The following is a 17,102-nucleotide window of genomic DNA, read 5'->3' on the forward strand; positions in this document are numbered from 1 at the left end:
ATTGGTCAGCTTTCTTATCCGATCATATTTTCACATGAAGATTAGGGGCATCCTCTTTAAGGATCGGGATTTTCCCATTATGTACGTTCCACAATGGTCATCGAACAATATATTTCTATGCAATTAAATATTGAATAGAATAGGGCAAAACTTGTTCGCATTTTTAGAAAAGGGATAGGGATATAATTCAAGTAGTACTTCGAATACTCGAACTTTACACTCATTATATTAAAGCAAATCCTTTTATATGGGAAATATGAATTACTTACATAATTCATTCGTAAAACATATTAGTTTGCTATATTATTTTTATTCCATCAATAACATACATCCAGCTAAAACGGGTGTCATAATCATTGAAAACTTCAAAAGCATACGTGGTGCATAATTTGTAAACTTCGCCCCGATATACGCTCCTAACATCGTCCCAATTAATACTTGCAATAACAATATATAATCTAGATACCCTTCTGAACTATATCCTAGCCCACCTCCAATCGCAATCGGCAATATAACAAGCATTGTTGTTCCTACAGATTGCTGAATCGTTAGTCCTAATAGAACCATTAATCCAAGTTGAATAAACGGTGCAGAACCAATCCCGAATGAACCGGCCATCATTCCAGTGACTAATCCTAGACATATACATTTCATCATGTTCTCTTTTGAAAATTTTTTAACTTCTACTAAAAGTAATTCTTCCCTATTTTGAAACTTAATTAATTTAATAAACATAAAAATTGCCGATAAAAATAGCATACCCGCTGTAAACCAATGAAGAAGATGCGCTGGTATAAGAGCACCGAACTTAGAACCGATATAAGAACCAATCGCGCCAAACCCACCAACAATCCCGCCTATAATAAGCACAACATTTCCTTCCCTGTAATGACTTATAACCCCAGATAATGTCGTAAATGCCATTGCAGTTAAAGACGTTGCGAGCGCAACGTGAATAGGAATATGGAATATTAAAGTGAGCATCGCGATAATAAAACCAGCTCCCCCAGCTCCAACAAATCCTAATAAAATACCCATTACTAACATCGTTATAATAATTGCCACAGTCTTTCCCTCCAGTAAAGCAATTATCCATCATATTCTTCCTTGCATACAAATAAAAAGCATCCTAGATGGATGCTTTTTATTTCAATAATATGTACTTAATCTTGATTAATCAAAATAACCGCAGGGCCAGCGACTACTACTCCAGCTACTTCTATCTTTTCAAATTCTTTTACTGTAATAGATATAACTCCTTCTCTTTCCATTAATTCTTTACTCAGGACATCAGTCGGGATTGCTTTCACCGTCTTACCTCCTTTTCATTTATACAATATGATAAAGTGAAACTTTGAAGTGAGAATCTTATCGCCCGCAAATAGCGAGATAAAAACAACCCAATGCATCTATATATATGCATCACCTCCACTTTCATTCCTTATTCCACTCAAAATCCTTCTCTCCCTTCCGTAACATATTGAAAAATAAAAAAGAAGCTATAACATATAGCTTCTCTCTAAATTTATTTAGTCTCTTAGCACCTCATATTTCATAACTCTACCATCTCTATCAAATTGTAAAACAAGCTGTTCACTATCTATTGGAATAAAGCCACGTTCATTTCCAAGATAGTACGAAGTGATAACCCCGCTTTCTCCATTTCTTGTTTCAGTAGGTGCTCCTAATAATTGTGTAATTTCTTCATTTGATTTCCCTGTTAATTTATATTTTTGTAATAGATCATCTACCATATTTACCCGTTTCTCTTCAGCATGTAACCACCGATCTTGATTAAACTTAGAAGTGTATGTATTCATACTTAATTGCGCAGTGCACACCATTAACGGAATGAGTGCTACTATTAATACTCCCGACATTTGCTTCTTTTCTTCATTACGATTTTTAGAAACATATAAGATAGATTTTTGAATCATGATTAATAAAGCAAATGGCATGATTACTACAAACATACTCTTTACACTTAATGACGTATGAGCTATATCGATAATGTAAATAAACGCAAAATACATTAGTATATACAAACAAACATAAACATACAAAATACCCCTCAATATAGAACTCAGAAATCCCACCCCTTTTTAATTCCTTTTATAATTCATTCGGTTAATGATTTCTCGAAGTTTTTCTAACTCTTGATCTGTATATATTACTTTCCCTGTTAAGATCTCATTTCTGAAGAACGTTACAATTTGCTCTCTATCTTTTAATCTCGGCGTTTTTTCTTCAGAAAGATCTAGCACTTCTTTCCCACTTTCATTATAAAAATATACAATCGGTTTTACGTTTTCTTTAACAATATCAACCTGTATTTCATTCAAACAATTGTATAGAATATGAGATAGTTCTTTCGCTCTATATACTGGATTCCCTTCATTTTTCACTTGTATCGTTAATGAATCTTCACCTGTAATGCATTCAAACGTCTCTTCTTTCTCTACTTCTTGTTGATACTTGCCAATTTCATCAATCATAAATGAATATATACTAGCATTTCCTTTCGTTAAGCCATGAATTAATTTCCCTGTCCATTCTTTCGTCTCAAGTAGATACATACCCGTTTTACTTAAGACAAGATGATGAATTCGAAAATCATTTCCTCCGTGCTGATTTCCAATAAAAACATTCGGCATAATATGAAATTCATTATCTAGTATTATGCCTTGTTCTACGAAGCCTCGCTTCATATAATGTAATGTTTCGTGTGTATTCACTTCAGCTCCATTTTTCGTATACTCTCGCAAATTTGCAATTAACTTTTGAAACATATGTATTTCGTTACTATGTTTATCTTGCATTTCACTACGTTCTTTACTATGTTGCATAGCTAATTGATTCTTCATCATACGCATATTTTCAAGTTCTCTAGCTGCACTTATTTGTAAATCATTGTATTTCTTCTGTTCCATATTTTTCAATGTATTTTGTTGTTCTTTATGCTCTGTAACCGTAGCTGCAATTTCGTTTTCATACGTTTCAATTGCTTGTTTCTTTTCAAATTCTACTTGCTGACTCTCTGATTCTAGCTGTTTATTTTTATAGAACAGCACGAATACTACAGCTAATAATATTAAAACAACACCTATTAGCACATAATCCATATTTTTACTCCTTTATTTTATTTTTTATAAATATACATTATATTATACTATGCTTTCAATATACACTTTGTAAAAATTACATATTTATAATAAAAGGCATCTCAGGCGAGATACCTTCTGCGTTCATTTTATTGTACACCATAATGAATATAACTTGAATCATCGTATATCCATTGATTTCCACCTAGACCAAGCCATCCATCTTGCTTACACCATACTCGATATGCCTCACCATGATGTAATTGTCTTATAACATTTCCATTTAATGATGGAGCATCCCGCAGATTCACATTATCACCAGTAATAGTCGCCACATAATGTTTATACTGAACATAACTTGAATCATCGTATATCCATTCGTTTCCACCTAAAGCAAGCCAGCTACCTTGTTCACTCAAAACTTCATATGATTCGCCACGATTTAGCTGACGGATTACACTAGATTGTAAAGATGGTCCACTCCGTAAATTTACATTATCACCATTAATGACAGCAACACCGTAAACTGCAGTAGCATTAGTAGGAGGTGAAACATTTCCACCACTTGCTCCGCTCCCTTGTAAAGCTTCTATCGAGACGGCTGCTGATACGTCACAATTTCCTACACCTGAAATTTGACCAGAATCTGTGTATTGCCATGCTGTCCACTCTGTCCATCCACCAGCATCAGCAGGCGGTGTACTAGAATATCTAGAAATCCAAAGTGGAATATCACTTAATCCACTAATCCCAAACTCATTAATATACCAAACACCTGTATATAGCATGACATTTTTTCCAGTAGCTTGTTTCACATAATCTATAAAACTTCTTGCCCAATTAGATATAGCGGTACCTGTCAAATTACTATTACTCGGATCTGTTGGTGATTCTAAATCTAGAACTGGAATTAAGTCTGTCTGATTGCTTTGTAATATACTCACAAAATATTTTGCTTCTGAAATTGCATCATTTTGTTCTGGATGCGCAAAATGATATGCACCAATCAATACATTTGCATTTTTTGCAGCCTGTACATTTTGAACAAAAGTCGGATCAATGTAATTCACACCTTCTGTCGCTTTTGCATACGCCGCTTGAATACCTGATGCCTTCACAGCATTCCAATCAATACTTCCTTCCCAATGAGACACATCGATAAACGTAACATTTGAACTAGACCTATCTTGCATATGAAAGCTCCTATCAAATTTTTTCATTTCGTATACATACAATATGTACAACTTTTATAAAGGGTCACGACGTTTATACTATAGATATAAAGCGTCAACATATTTTATATGCAAAATAAAAAGCCTTGTAATTACAAGGCTTTTTGTAAACTTCCTTTATTTTGCAGTAAATACATATTATAATACAACCCTTGCTCACTCAGTAATTCTTGATGTGTTCCTCTTTCTACTATTTCTCCATCATGCATAACAAAGATTTGATCTGCATCTTGAATTGTAGATAATCTGTGCGCAATTGCTATAGTCGTTCTCCCTTTTCTCATTTGCTGTAAGGCTGTTTGAATCGCATCTTCTGTTTCTGTATCAATATTAGCTGTTGCTTCATCCAATACTAATACTTTCGGATTCGTTGCTATCGTTCTAGCAAAAGCAATTAATTGTCGTTGACCACTAGAAAATGCAGCTCCTCTTTCTACTACTTCCGTTTCATACTGCTCTGGTAATTTTTCAATAAACGTATTCGCTTGCACAAATTGTGCCGCTTCTTTTACTTCTTCATCCGTAATTTCTTCATTATACATACGAATATTTTGTTTTACATTTCCCGCAAATAAAAATGCATCTTGCAATACGAGTCCTATTTTCTTTCTAATTTCTCCTTCTTTAAATTTCTCTAAATCTACACCATCTATTACAATATTTCCGGACTTAATATTATAAAATCGCATTAACAAATTCATAATGGTACTTTTTCCGCTACCAGTGTGCCCAACGAAAGCAACTGTTTGCCCTTGTTTCACGTGAAAAGATACATTTTTTAAAACATCACGTTTCCCATCATAAGAAAAAGTAACATTTTTAAATTCAATATCTCCATTAACGACTTGAGGATTTCCATCCCCTTGTTGAACTGGCGCTAAATCTTTCTCATCCATTAAATGAAATACACGTGATGATGAAACAAGTGCCTGTTGGAAAAATGATAATTTCATCATCATCTCATTTACAGGCTGGAAGAAACGATGTATATAGTTAACAAATGCATATAGAACTCCTACTTCAACAGGACTCTTCAAAGCATCAATTCCAAATAAACCAAGTACTAACGCAATAGCCACAATATGAACTAAATCAGTTGCTGGACGTAAAAGTAACGCGTCTAACTTTAACGTCCGCCGCCCTGCACTATAATGTTTATTATTCACTTCTTCAAACTCTTTTCTCATACGCTTTTCTTGTCTGAACACTTGAACAATATTCATTCCTTGAATGGACTCATTTAACTTTGCATTTAACACGCTTAATTGATTACGTACTTCTAAATAAAAGGCTGCACTTTTCCGGCGATATAGCACCATAATCGCAAACATTATCGGAATTAATACGAGGGAAAATAGGGCTAGTTTTACATTTAATAAAAACATCGCTACTAAAATACCTATTAAAAAGACTACGTTTTTGACAAATGTGGATAATACACTGACATAAAAATCTTTAATAGCTTCCGTATCATTCGTTATGCGCGATACGAGCGTACCAATCGGCGTACGATCAAAGAAACTTAATGACAACTTTTGAACATGATCATATACTTCAACACGCATATCTTGAACAATTTTAAAAGCAATATTTTGAAAATACAACAAGTCTAAATAAGTAAATATTACTTTTAATAAGTGAGCAATAAGATACACTACAAATAGAGTAACAAGTGCTGATTGATCAAAGTTACGTGGTACTAAGTGTTCATCAAGAAATTGTTTAATTAAAAAAGGACCCATCATTTCAGTTACAGTTGCACCAACTAAAAAGATAAATGCTAAAGATAGCAACCCTTTATACGGCTTCATATAAGAAAGCAATCTACTTAAATCACTCCGCTTCTTCTCGGTCATCATACGCCTCCTTTCTCGACTAATGCTTCTAACTGCTGGCTCTCATACATTTCTTTATACCAACCGTTTTCTTCCATTAATTGCTCATGTGTACCTCGTTGCACAATTCTGCCTTCATCCACAACAAGTATAAGATTGGCATGTTGAATTGCACTTAAACGATGAGCAGTAATAATCGTTGTTTTTCCTGCTCTTTCCCTCTTTAATGCGTTTAAAATCGTTTCTTCTGTTTTTGCATCTACCGCTGATAAACAATCATCCAAAATTAAAATTTCCGCATCCGTTAATAAAGCACGGGCAATAGAGATTCTCTGTTTTTGGCCTCCAGATAACGAAACGCCTCTTTCTCCTACTACTGTTTCATACCCTTCTGAAAATTGGAGGATATCATTATGAATACAAGCAATCTCTGCAGCGCGGGTAATTTCATTATATGTAGCATCCGCCTTTCCAAAGGCAATATTCTCCCCAATACTCGCTGAAAATAAAAAATGGTCTTGCGGCACGTATGAAATGGCAGAACGGACACCATAAAGTGTTACATCGCGAATATCCCGCTCCCCAACTTTTAATTCACCATTAAAATGATCATACTCACGGATTAAGCATTTTAATAACGTCGTTTTCCCTGCACCCGTACGTCCGACAACTCCTAGTGTCTCACCCTTCTTTAAATCAAAGTGAACATCCACTAGCTGTAACACTTCTTTTTTCTTATATGAAAATGAATCGACCGCAAATGTAACATCACCGCTTGCTATTGTATGCACAGCATCTTCTCTATTTACTACATCTGATTTTTGCGAGAGAATTTTTTCTACACGGTCATACGAAGCACGCCCACGCTCCATAATGTTGAACAACCATCCAAACGCTAACATTGGCCAAACGAGGGTACCTAAATACGTTGTAAATGTAACAAGATCGCCAACAGTTAATTCACCTCTCACAACTAATACTGACCCGTAACATACTGCAATTAAAAAAGAAAATCCAACGATAAGAGAGATTGTCGGATCAAACAACGAATCAATACGTGCGACTAACATATTTTTATGTACGACATCTTCTGACTTTTTTCGAAATGCTTGTAAATCTTCTTTCTCTTGTCCAAGTGATCGAATTACCTTCATCCCACTCATACTCTCTTGTACTTTATCATTGATTTCCGAAAACGATTGCTGTGCTTTATGAAACCGTTTATGTAATAACGTTCCATAATAATTTGTCGAAATCGCTACAATCGGCATTGGAATTAAGCTTAACAATGTTAACTTCCAACTAATTGTAAAGCCCATTGCTACGAGTACACATCCCCCAACCGCTAATGAGTCAACAAGCGTTAAAACGCCCGATCCAGCAGTTTGTTGAATCGCCTGAATATCATTAGTCGCATGTGCCATCAAATCGCCCGTACGACGTGATTGATAGAAAGACGGGCTCATCTTTGTAAAATGCTCATATAGATTCTTTCGTAATTGACGGGCTAGTTTTAACGAAGATCCAAAAATCATAATACGCCATAAATAACGTAGTATGTACATAGTAATCCCTACAATTACTAACAGAATAACCCACTTCAACAATTTTTCAGATGTTAATGTTCCATTATTAATTTCATCTACTACAATACCTAGTACTTTCGGGGCTACAAGTTCAAGAAGCGCGACACCAAATAACATAATAATTCCGATTATGTACGCTCGTTTTTCTTGTTTAAAAAACCACGCTAAATTAATAAATACCTTCATTCTTCTCCTCCTCCCTTAAAATGAGCGATGTTTTCAGTTTACCAAAAATACAGAATTTTTAAAAGTTTTAAACGCTTTTAAAATCCAATAGGAAAGGGCACTCTTATCGAGTGCCCTTTAGCGCTTATTTTGTTTGTTGCTTGTTCATCGCGCTCATCATTTGATTGATTTTCTTTTGGGAAGGTTTTTGTCCCATTTGCATCATCATCATTTTTAACATTTGTTCATTAATTGGTGGATTTTTTTCTAAGTAGTTCATCATGTATTTGCGGGCAATGAAAAATCCTAACGCCACGCCTGCTACTAGTGCTACTACGCCCACTAGAATACCTAACCAAATTGGCATATATTTTCCTCCTTCATGTTGTCTACCTTACAGTGTACTAAAACCTTTTCAATAAGACAAGATAGAATTCGACATTTTTTACACATATGTTCGTACTTGTTTTAAAGGATTCAGCCATCCGTACTTTGTATTTTCATAATCCATAGCTAAAAATGTTAATTCACACTTTCTTAACACCTCAAAGAAAGTCGTTTCCATAGAAACGTTTCCAGAGGTATTCATGCGAATATAGTGCGGTTTCACCATTATTTCGCCGTATTCCGCTCCTGTATAAAGTGTATGTGTATGATGTGTTCGATCATATTTACCAAGAACGCGCAAAGCCTGTTCTAATTTATGATGAATTTTCATTACTTGTAATGGCATCGTTATATACATCATTTGTTTATATAACACTTTTTTCTCCGAAAGGGACCCAGATTCTGAAAATCGAGCAAATAAATCAAAAAACAAATATTCACGACCAAAGTAAGCTTTCGCAATATCCTCTTGAATTAAATACAATTCATACGTTTTCATCTTTCGCCTCCCAATCTGGACAACCTTTTCTCTTCATTATATAGAAGAAATTTTGCAATGATTGTCTGACTGCGGAGAGATAAAAAACTTTTTCTGTCGAAAAAACTCATTTACATAGAAAAATCTCTCCATGCCGGAGAGATTTTTCTAAAATCATTAAAGCATTTCTTTTACTTTACGAACAACGTTCTCTACAGTAAATCCATACTCTTCCATAATCTTCTCACCAGGAGCAGAAGCACCGAATGTATCGATACCTAACACATCTCCTTCAAGACCTACGTAACGGTGCCATCCGAATGTAGCACCCATTTCGATTGCGAAACGTTTTGTTACTGCTTTTGGTAATACAGATTCTTTGTACTCAGCAGTTTGAGCTTCAAAGCGATCCATAGATGGCATGCTGACAACAGATGCGTCAATGCCGTCTACTGCTAGAGCTTTTTGTGCTTCAATAGCTAGACTTACTTCAGATCCAGTTGCAAGTAAGATTACATCAGCTGTTTCTTTCTTGCTTGTAGAAACTACATATGCACCTTTTGCTACTTTTTCATACGTATCCTCTTTTGCACCTTCTAATGTTGGAAGGTCTTGACGAGTTAATACTAAAGCAGTTGGTTTATTTGTAGATTCTAGAGCTAGTCTCCAAGCTGCAACAGATTCGTTACCATCAGCTGGACGAATAACAGATACATTTGGCATTGCACGTAGCGCTGCTAATTGCTCGATTGGTTCATGTGTTGGACCATCTTCACCAACAGCGATACTGTCGTGTGTGAATACATACGTTACTGGCAATTGCATTAATGCTGCAAGACGAATTGCTGGACGTAAGTAGTCAGAGAATACGAAGAACGTACCACCGTAAGTTTTTAAACCGCCATGTAGTGCAATACCGTTCATTGCTGCACCCATTGCGAACTCACGTACACCGTACCAAATATTTTTACCGCTGTAATCATCTCTTGTAAAGTCTTTTTCGTTATTCATGTATGTTTTGTTAGAACCAGCAAGGTCAGCAGACCCACCGAAGAATGATGGCACAGACTCTGCAATTGCATTAATTACAGCACCTGAAGAATTACGAGTTGCTGCTTTTGATCCTAATTCATAAGTTGGTAATTTTTGCTCCCAACCTTCTGGAAGAAGACCGTTCATTGCTGCTTGTAATTCGTTTGCTAATTCTGGGTATGCTTGTGCATATTCACCTAGCATCGTATTCCACTCTGCTTGCGCCGTTTCACCAACATCTTGTACTGTTTTACGGAAGTTGTCATATACTTCTTCTGCTACATGGAAGTCTTGCTCAGCAGTCCAAGCATATGCTTCTTTCGTTAATTTTGTTTCGTCTACACCAAGTGGAGAACCATGTGAAGCTGATTTACCTGATTTGTTTGGAGAACCGAAACCAATTGTCGTTCTTACTTCAATTAGCGTTGGGCGTTTTTCGTCAGCTTTCGCTTCTTCAATTGCTTTTGCGATAGCTTCAATATCGTTTCCATCCTCAACACGGATTACTTGCCATCCGTATGCTTTGTAACGATCTTCTACACTTTCAGAGAATGAACGATTTAAATCGCCATCTAATGAAATATCATTTGAATCGTAAAGCACAACAAGACGACCTAATTGTAAATGAGCAGCTAATGAAGATGCTTCAGCAGAAACGCCTTCCATTAAATCTCCATCACCACAAATAGCGTATGTATAATGATCTACTACATTATACGCATCACGGTTATATTTAGCAGCTAAATGTCTTTCAGCCATTGCCATACCTACAGCAGTTGCAATACCTTGTCCAAGTGGACCAGTAGTTGCGTCTACCCCTGCTGTATGACCGTACTCAGGATGTCCTGGAGTTTTGCTTCCCCATTGACGGAAGTTCTTTAAGTCATCCATTGTTACATCATAACCAGATAGGTGAAGTAGGCTGTATAATAACATTGAACCATGACCTGCAGATAATACGAAACGATCACGGTTAAACCACGTTGGGTTATTTGGATTGTGTTTCATAAATTGAGTCCATAATGTATAAGCCATTGGTGCTGCACCCATTGGCATTCCTGGGTGACCAGAGTTTGCTTTTTCAATCGCATCGATGGATAATGTGCGAATCGTGTTGATAGAAAGTTGTTCGATTGAATGTGACATGCTATTCTTCCCTTCGCTTATATTAGTAAACGTTTTATACATTTATATGATAGCTTCCCACGCAAGATTATACAACATGTATCGACAAATATGTTGATATTTTTTTGGTTTTTTATAAAACAATCAATGATTTCGGGAATGTATGGGCATTCAATATGACATACTTTTTCATTATTTTTATTTTAAAAAGAAAGAGAATTATCTGTATATTTATTCATCATTTTCAAATTCCATAATGCAAAATATATCCTTCCCCATTTTTCACTCTCCTAAGCAAACGAATAAAAGACTTTAAATCTTGGCATAATTTATCTCGATCAAATACGTATCTTTCATATTCTCCATCAGTCTTACTATCATTTTCCCATTGAAACCGCCCTGTCAGTTCGATTGTTTCTGGCGCTAAAGAAAACATGCTAACTAGCGAACAAAATAACTGTTCTGCTATCACTGCCCCTTGTTGTTCAATTTTTGTAATACCATATAATAATGAATGCAAAACCCTTCTGCTCTTTTCGCTGGATAATAGACCGGAATCCAATGGGTAAAGTGAAACTTTAATCAGTGGGGGCATCCCCACTGATTATTAGTTGAACCAATCGGACGTTTACGGGCAGTTGATCTCCCACCTAACTTCTTTGCTCCAGCAGAATTTTGAGGTGGGAGTCTTACTGCCCGTTAATGTGGGGTAAAATCTAATAGATACACAATTAGCTCATCACTTAATACAACATATTCCTCTATCGTCGCCTCTTCTTTATACGAGAAACAATCTTCAATCCAATTCACACCTTCAAGATCCAATCCCTTTTTTTCAAATGAAACAAATACAAATTCATGCTGTAAAGCCAAAAGACCCCTCCTACTATCCAATAATATCCACATTGTTTATTCTCATTATATAAAAGAAGCACCTTTTATAGGTGCTTCTTTTATAAATCATACAATTTTCTTCCGAATCGAACTTGAAATTAAATCAATGATAATTACCATTAAAATGATACCCAATAAAATAATCCCTACACGAGACCAGTTGCGTGAACTCAGTGCAAAAATTAATGGTGTCCCGATACCACCTGCTCCAATAACACCTAAAATGGCAGCAGATCGTACATTAATTTCGAACCTGTATAACGTATACGATAGAAAATCCGGTAATACTTGTGGCAATACTGCATACCAAAGTATTTGAAACCGATTTGCGCCTGTTGCTATTAACGCTTCCGTCGGTCCCTTATCAATATTTTCAATTCCTTCTGCATACAGTTTCCCTAACATCCCGATAGAATGTAACCCTAAAGCTAGTACGCCCGCGAAAGAACCTGGACCGACAGCTTTTATAAATAAAAGTGCCATTACTAATTCGGGAAATGTACGGACAAAACTAAGTACAAATTTCCCAGTTCCTGAAGTTAATTTTCCACTACTCATATTTGTTGCTGCCCAAAAAGCAAATGGTATAGATAAAAAAGCGGAAATAAATGTACCTAATATTGCAATAGCCAACGTATCAATTAAACCATGTAATAAATCTTCTCCATCTGGCAAAGATACATACGACCAATCTGGGTTCAATACCCCTGTCATAATTGCCTTTGTAATTTCTCCTGCGGTATTCTTTATTCCTTCTAACGGAACTCCTGAAAAGGCCCATACATATATAACTGCAAGGGCTATAAAAATAATCCAGCGATATACACTTGGTTTCTTTCGTTTTGGCATGATCATCGTCGATTCACTCATTATAATTTCTCCCGCAACAACGTACTTATATAATCAATTAACAATACAACAACAAGAGTATAAATAATAATAGAAGCAGTTTGTTGATATTGTAAAAATCCAAGTGTACGATCATAATACAATCCAATGCCACCTGCTCCTACTAACCCTAAAACAGCTGCTGCACGTACATTCACCTCAAATGTATAAAGTACATAGGAGACAAAATGCGCTTTCACTTGTGGAATTACCCCATAAACAATCCACTGCACCTTATTAGCTCCTACAGCAGTCATCGCTTCTAACGGACCAGGGTCAATTGCTTCAATGGACTCATATAACAATTTCGCTACGAGCCCAACCGAAAAACAAGTAAGAGCCAAAATACCTGGAAGCGGTCCTATTCCAAAAATCGCCACAAAAATTGCCGCTAATAATAAATCTGGTATCGTCCGTATAAAATTTAAAATCAAACGCGCTGGACTATACAAAAACACGTTAGTAAATACATTACTTGCTGCAAATAATGCAAGTGGAATGGCTAAAATCGCCCCTAAAGTCGTCCCAATAATCGCCATACGTATCGTATCTAACATTGCTGTTGTAATAACTTTAAAATAACTCCAATCGGGTGGCACCATTTCCTTCAATAAATCCATCATATTAGGAAAACCGATTACTAGTTTTGAAAATGATGCGTCGACCTGCACACTACTGCCCCACAACAATATAATAACGAGAATAACCGTTAACATATGTTTCAATTTACTCGGTGGCTTCGGTATCGATTTCGAATATATCGTCACATCATTCATTTAACTGCCACCTCTAATAATTCACTTTTCTGCGCTACGTCTCCATAAATTTCAGCAAATTTTTCATCTGTTGCCTCTTCTACTAAACCATCAAAAACAACTTCACCTGCATGTAGTCCAATAATGCGTGTCGCATATTGCCTAGCTAAATCAATAGAATGTAAGTTTACAATCGTTGTAATTCCAAAATCTTCATTAATTTTTTTCAAATCATCTAATACTTGCTTTGTTGTCAGCGGATCCAAAGATGCAACAGGTTCGTCTGCCAATATAATTTTCGCTTCTTGCGCCAATGCTCTAGCAATCGATACACGTTGCTGTTGTCCTCCTGATAGTTCATCAGCCCGCGTATATGCTTTTTCTAAAATATTCACCCTTTTTAACGATTGAAAAGCAAGCTCCAAATCTTCTTTTGGAAATAGACCTAACGTTGTACGCAATGTCGAATGATACCCAACACGCCCAGCTAATACATTCTTCAATACCGTTGATCGTTTTACAAGATTAAAACTTTGAAAAATCATACCAATATCCCGGCGCATGCGGCGTAATTCTTTTCCTTTCGCAGCAGTAATAGACTCACCTTCAACCAAGATTTCCCCTTCTGTAATCTCATGAAGGCGATTTACCGATCTGAGAAGTGTAGACTTTCCAGCTCCGGATAGCCCTACCATTACAACAAACTCACCTTTTTGAACTTTTAAGTTTATATTATTCAATCCTTTTGTACCATTCGGATACACTTTGGAGACATTTCGAAACTCTATCACAAATCTTACCTACCTTCTATGTATTCAAAACGGCAAACTAACTGAAAACACATCCCTTCCAGTTAGCTGCCATTTCCATATGTATTATTGCGTTTTTACTTTCTTCCCATATTCACGAACGATATCAAATTTACTATCATCAGATTTAACATATCCTTCATGTGAATATACTTCTTTAATGATTTTATGACCTTCTTCATTTTTTCCTATCTCAATGAAAGCATCCTGTAATTTCTTGCTCCACTCTTCATCTAAATCAGAGCGTACCGAAATCGTATCGTTTGGAATTTTCTCCGTGAATTTCACTATTTTCGTTTGATCGAATATATTCGGATAATCTTTTTTCACAATATTACGAGCATCTTGGAATACAACAGCTGCATCTACATCACCATTTAAAAGCGCAATAAGCGACTGATCGTGACCTTTTAATGTAACAGGTTTCACATCTTTTAACGGATCAACGCCCTCTTTTAATAGTACAGCCGCAGGCCACACATATCCCGCTGATGACGTTACATCTTGATAACCAATTTTTTTACCTTTTAAATCTTTTACACTATTAATATTTGAATCTTTCTTAACTACAAACTCAGATTTATAAAAGTCTACTAAATCCTTTGTAGGAGCTCCCGTTTCATCATCTACTCCAAAACGTTGTGCTTGTAAAATTACGTTTGCAGCCTTTTTCTCATGTGCTAGCACATACGCTGTTGGGGGTAAAAATCCTACATCTACTTGCTTAGATGCCATCGCTTCTACAATTGTATTGTAATTCGTTGAAATACTAACTTTTACTGGAATATTTAACTTATCACTTAATAGCTTTTCCAATGGTTTTGCCTTCGCCTCTAACGTATCTGCATTTTGAGAAGGAACAAATTGAACATTTAAAGTCTTTGGTACATACCCTTTTTTCGTATCTTCATTTTTACTTGCACTTGATTCCTTCGTTCCACAGCCACTTAATAATCCCGCTGCTAGTACAACTGTTGTGCTCATTGCAAAAACTTTTTTCAACATGTTAATGCCTCCATTTTTCATTGTTATAAAATAATCTTTCATAAACATGAAGAAATATATCACACATTTTTACAAATAATTGATTATTTACAGAATCTTTACACATTCTATACACTCACATTAAAATTCTCTTCATATTTTTGATATGATTAACTTGAAGATAACAATAGAAAAGGTGAATGATGTTGAATCAAAATCAAATTGTAACTTTAAACATCTTATTAACAAGTGATATACATGGTACTGTTTATCCAATTCACTACCAAGACAATTCCAAAGCAGAAATTGGTTTAGCTAAAATTTCTACTCTTATAAAAAAAGAACGTTCTAAAAATAAAAACGTTCTTTTAATCGATAATGGGGACTTCATTCAAGGAACACCATTTACTTACCATTACGCTACATACGAAAAAGATAAGAAAAACCCAATGTCCTTATTAGCCAACTATATAAGTTACGATGCTGCAATTATCGGAAATCATGAATTTAATTATGGAATGGATATATTAAATCATGCTGTAGAAACTGCAAACTTCCCGTACTTATCAGCAAACATTTTAGATAAAAACATAAAAGAACCCTATTTCGGGAAACCTTACATCATCAAACATATTGAAGAGAATATAAAAATTGCGATTTTAGGAGTAACAACACATTACATCCCAAACTGGGAACAACCCCTTCATATTCAAGACTTACATTTTGAAGACGCACTGGAAACTACAAAAAAATGGGTTACTTACATCCACCAACACGAAAAACCTGATTTACTAGTCGTAGCCTATCACGGAGGATTTGAACGTGATTTACAGACCGGAGTACCAACTGAAGTGTTAACAGGCGAGAACCAAGGATATGCAATGTGTCATGAAATTGAAGGTATAGATATTTTATTAACAGGACACCAACACCGAGAAATTTCTCACACAATGGCTAACGGTGTAACAATTTTACAGACCGGATGTAATGGGCAATCAGTTGGAAAAATAACCGTAACCTTCGAAAGAATGGAACAGAAGTGGCTAAAAAAAGAAAGTTATTCAGAGTTGTTGACGGTGCAAGGAATTGAGGCAGATTCAGATGTTCTTTCCTTAGCATCTGATTATGAAGAGAATACACAAAAATGGCTTGATCAACCTATTGGAATCATTCATGGGGACATGCAAATTTCAGATGTTATGCAAACTCGTTTACAAGACCATCCTTTTATTGAATTCATAAATAAAATACAGATGGATATTGCCAATGTTTCCATTTCTTGTACAAGTTTGTTCCATAATACATCTCCAGGTTTCCCAAAATTTGTAACAATGCGTGACATCGTTTCTAATTATATTTATCCAAATACATTAAAAGTAATTAGAATAACTGGAGCAGATATAAAAGATGCTCTCGAACTCTCTGCTTCTTATTTCACATTAAAAGGAGATGGAACCATCATCGTAAACCCTAGCTACATAGAACCAAAACCGCAACACTATAATTACGATATGTGGGAAGGAATTTCGTACGTATTAAACATTTCCAAACCAATTGGCGAGAGAGTAGAATCTTTACAGTATAAAGGCGCTCCTCTAAATATGAAGGAAGAATATGACGTCGTTATGAATAATTATCGCGCAAGCGGCGGAGGGAACTTTTTTATGTTTCAAAATAAGCCCGTAATAAAAGACATACCAACAGATATGTCTGAACTTATCGCTAACTATATATGGAAACATAAAAAGATAGAAGCAACGCAAAATAATAACTGGAAAGTTATTAAATAACGAATTTAACAATAAAAAAGATGGGCAGCTATGCCCATCTT

Annotated in this window: 17 protein-coding genes; 1 reads left to right on the forward strand and 16 read right to left on the reverse strand. The window is 35.6% G+C overall.

The features are described 5' to 3' along the window. Positions 1-309 precede the first annotated feature (309 nt). The 16 genes from ACXY7N_RS28345 to ACXY7N_RS28420 all read right to left on the reverse strand — a co-directional run bounded on the left by ACXY7N_RS28345 (position 310) and on the right by ACXY7N_RS28420 (position 15,292). Positions 310-1,065 (reverse strand): sulfite exporter TauE/SafE family protein, encoded by a 756-nt coding sequence (locus tag ACXY7N_RS28345; RefSeq protein WP_488592827.1) that lies wholly within the window; start codon positions 1,063-1,065, stop codon positions 310-312. A 98-nt stretch (positions 1,066-1,163) separates the two neighbouring features. Then, the gene (locus ACXY7N_RS28350; protein ID WP_000644411.1) at positions 1,164-1,310 is read right to left on the reverse strand and encodes a BC1881 family protein; all 147 of its coding nucleotides are present in this window, start codon (positions 1,308-1,310) and stop codon (positions 1,164-1,166) included. A gap of 219 nt (positions 1,311-1,529) precedes the next feature. After that, on the reverse strand, positions 1,530-2,096 hold the full coding sequence (locus ACXY7N_RS28355) for a hypothetical protein (protein ID WP_488592828.1): 567 nt from the start codon (positions 2,094-2,096) through the stop codon (positions 1,530-1,532). A 6-nt stretch (positions 2,097-2,102) separates the two neighbouring features. Next, positions 2,103-3,122, reverse strand: a complete 1,020-nt coding sequence (locus ACXY7N_RS28360) for a nuclease-related domain-containing protein (RefSeq protein WP_016135170.1) — start codon at positions 3,120-3,122, stop codon at positions 2,103-2,105. 128 nt (positions 3,123-3,250) lie between these two features. Further along, the gene (locus ACXY7N_RS28365) at positions 3,251-4,294 is read right to left on the reverse strand and encodes a GH25 family lysozyme (protein ID WP_016086762.1); all 1,044 of its coding nucleotides are present in this window, start codon (positions 4,292-4,294) and stop codon (positions 3,251-3,253) included. A 131-nt stretch (positions 4,295-4,425) separates the two neighbouring features. Continuing rightward, the gene (locus ACXY7N_RS28370; protein WP_016086761.1) at positions 4,426-6,189 is read right to left on the reverse strand and encodes an ABC transporter ATP-binding protein; all 1,764 of its coding nucleotides are present in this window, start codon (positions 6,187-6,189) and stop codon (positions 4,426-4,428) included. Continuing rightward, complete coding sequence (locus tag ACXY7N_RS28375) at positions 6,189-7,940, reverse strand: ABC transporter ATP-binding protein (RefSeq protein ID WP_098986561.1); 1,752 nt, start codon at positions 7,938-7,940, stop codon at positions 6,189-6,191. Before ACXY7N_RS28375 ends, ACXY7N_RS28370 begins: the two co-directional genes overlap by 1 nt. Positions 7,941-8,064: 124 nt before the next feature. Continuing rightward, positions 8,065-8,286: a YneF family protein gene (locus ACXY7N_RS28380; protein WP_001123315.1), complete on the reverse strand. Its 222-nt coding sequence runs from the start codon at positions 8,284-8,286 to the stop codon at positions 8,065-8,067. A gap of 78 nt (positions 8,287-8,364) precedes the next feature. After that, positions 8,365-8,805 (reverse strand): sporulation inhibitor of replication protein SirA, encoded by a 441-nt coding sequence (sirA, locus tag ACXY7N_RS28385; RefSeq protein ID WP_000860645.1) that lies wholly within the window; start codon positions 8,803-8,805, stop codon positions 8,365-8,367. Positions 8,806-8,961: 156 nt separating this feature from the next. Next, a complete protein-coding gene (tkt, locus tag ACXY7N_RS28390; protein ID WP_016086759.1) occupies positions 8,962-10,962 on the reverse strand; it encodes a transketolase in 2,001 nt (666 codons plus the stop codon). A 223-nt stretch (positions 10,963-11,185) separates the two neighbouring features. Beyond that, positions 11,186-11,461, reverse strand: coding sequence for a hypothetical protein (locus ACXY7N_RS28395; protein ID WP_016135173.1), 276 nt, complete (start codon positions 11,459-11,461; stop codon positions 11,186-11,188). Positions 11,462-11,640: 179 nt separating this feature from the next. Next, positions 11,641-11,814 (reverse strand): hypothetical protein, encoded by a 174-nt coding sequence (locus tag ACXY7N_RS28400; protein WP_016086758.1) that lies wholly within the window; start codon positions 11,812-11,814, stop codon positions 11,641-11,643. An 87-nt stretch (positions 11,815-11,901) separates the two neighbouring features. After that, positions 11,902-12,705 carry a phosphonate ABC transporter, permease protein PhnE gene (gene phnE, locus ACXY7N_RS28405; RefSeq protein ID WP_016086757.1) on the reverse strand — a complete coding sequence of 268 codons (804 nt, stop codon included), beginning with the start codon at positions 12,703-12,705 and terminating at the stop codon, positions 11,902-11,904. Next, positions 12,705-13,499 carry a phosphonate ABC transporter, permease protein PhnE gene (gene phnE / locus ACXY7N_RS28410; protein ID WP_016086756.1) on the reverse strand — a complete coding sequence of 265 codons (795 nt, stop codon included), beginning with the start codon at positions 13,497-13,499 and terminating at the stop codon, positions 12,705-12,707. The genes phnE (ACXY7N_RS28405) and phnE (ACXY7N_RS28410) overlap by 1 nt, the downstream gene beginning before the upstream one ends. After that, positions 13,496-14,269, reverse strand: coding sequence for a phosphonate ABC transporter ATP-binding protein (gene phnC, locus ACXY7N_RS28415; RefSeq protein WP_016086755.1), 774 nt, complete (start codon positions 14,267-14,269; stop codon positions 13,496-13,498). The genes phnE (ACXY7N_RS28410) and phnC overlap by 4 nt, the downstream gene beginning before the upstream one ends. An 84-nt stretch (positions 14,270-14,353) precedes the next feature. Beyond that, a complete protein-coding gene (locus ACXY7N_RS28420; protein ID WP_000915052.1) occupies positions 14,354-15,292 on the reverse strand; it encodes a phosphate/phosphite/phosphonate ABC transporter substrate-binding protein in 939 nt (312 codons plus the stop codon). Positions 15,293-15,477: 185 nt separating this feature from the next. Here ACXY7N_RS28420 and ACXY7N_RS28425 point away from each other — a divergent pair, with 185 nt between their 5' ends. After that, on the forward strand, positions 15,478-17,061 hold the full coding sequence (locus ACXY7N_RS28425; protein WP_033659750.1) for a bifunctional metallophosphatase/5'-nucleotidase: 1,584 nt from the start codon (positions 15,478-15,480) through the stop codon (positions 17,059-17,061). Positions 17,062-17,102: the final 41 nt, after the last annotated feature.

This window comes from Bacillus sp. 5w2 (assembly GCF_054353775.1).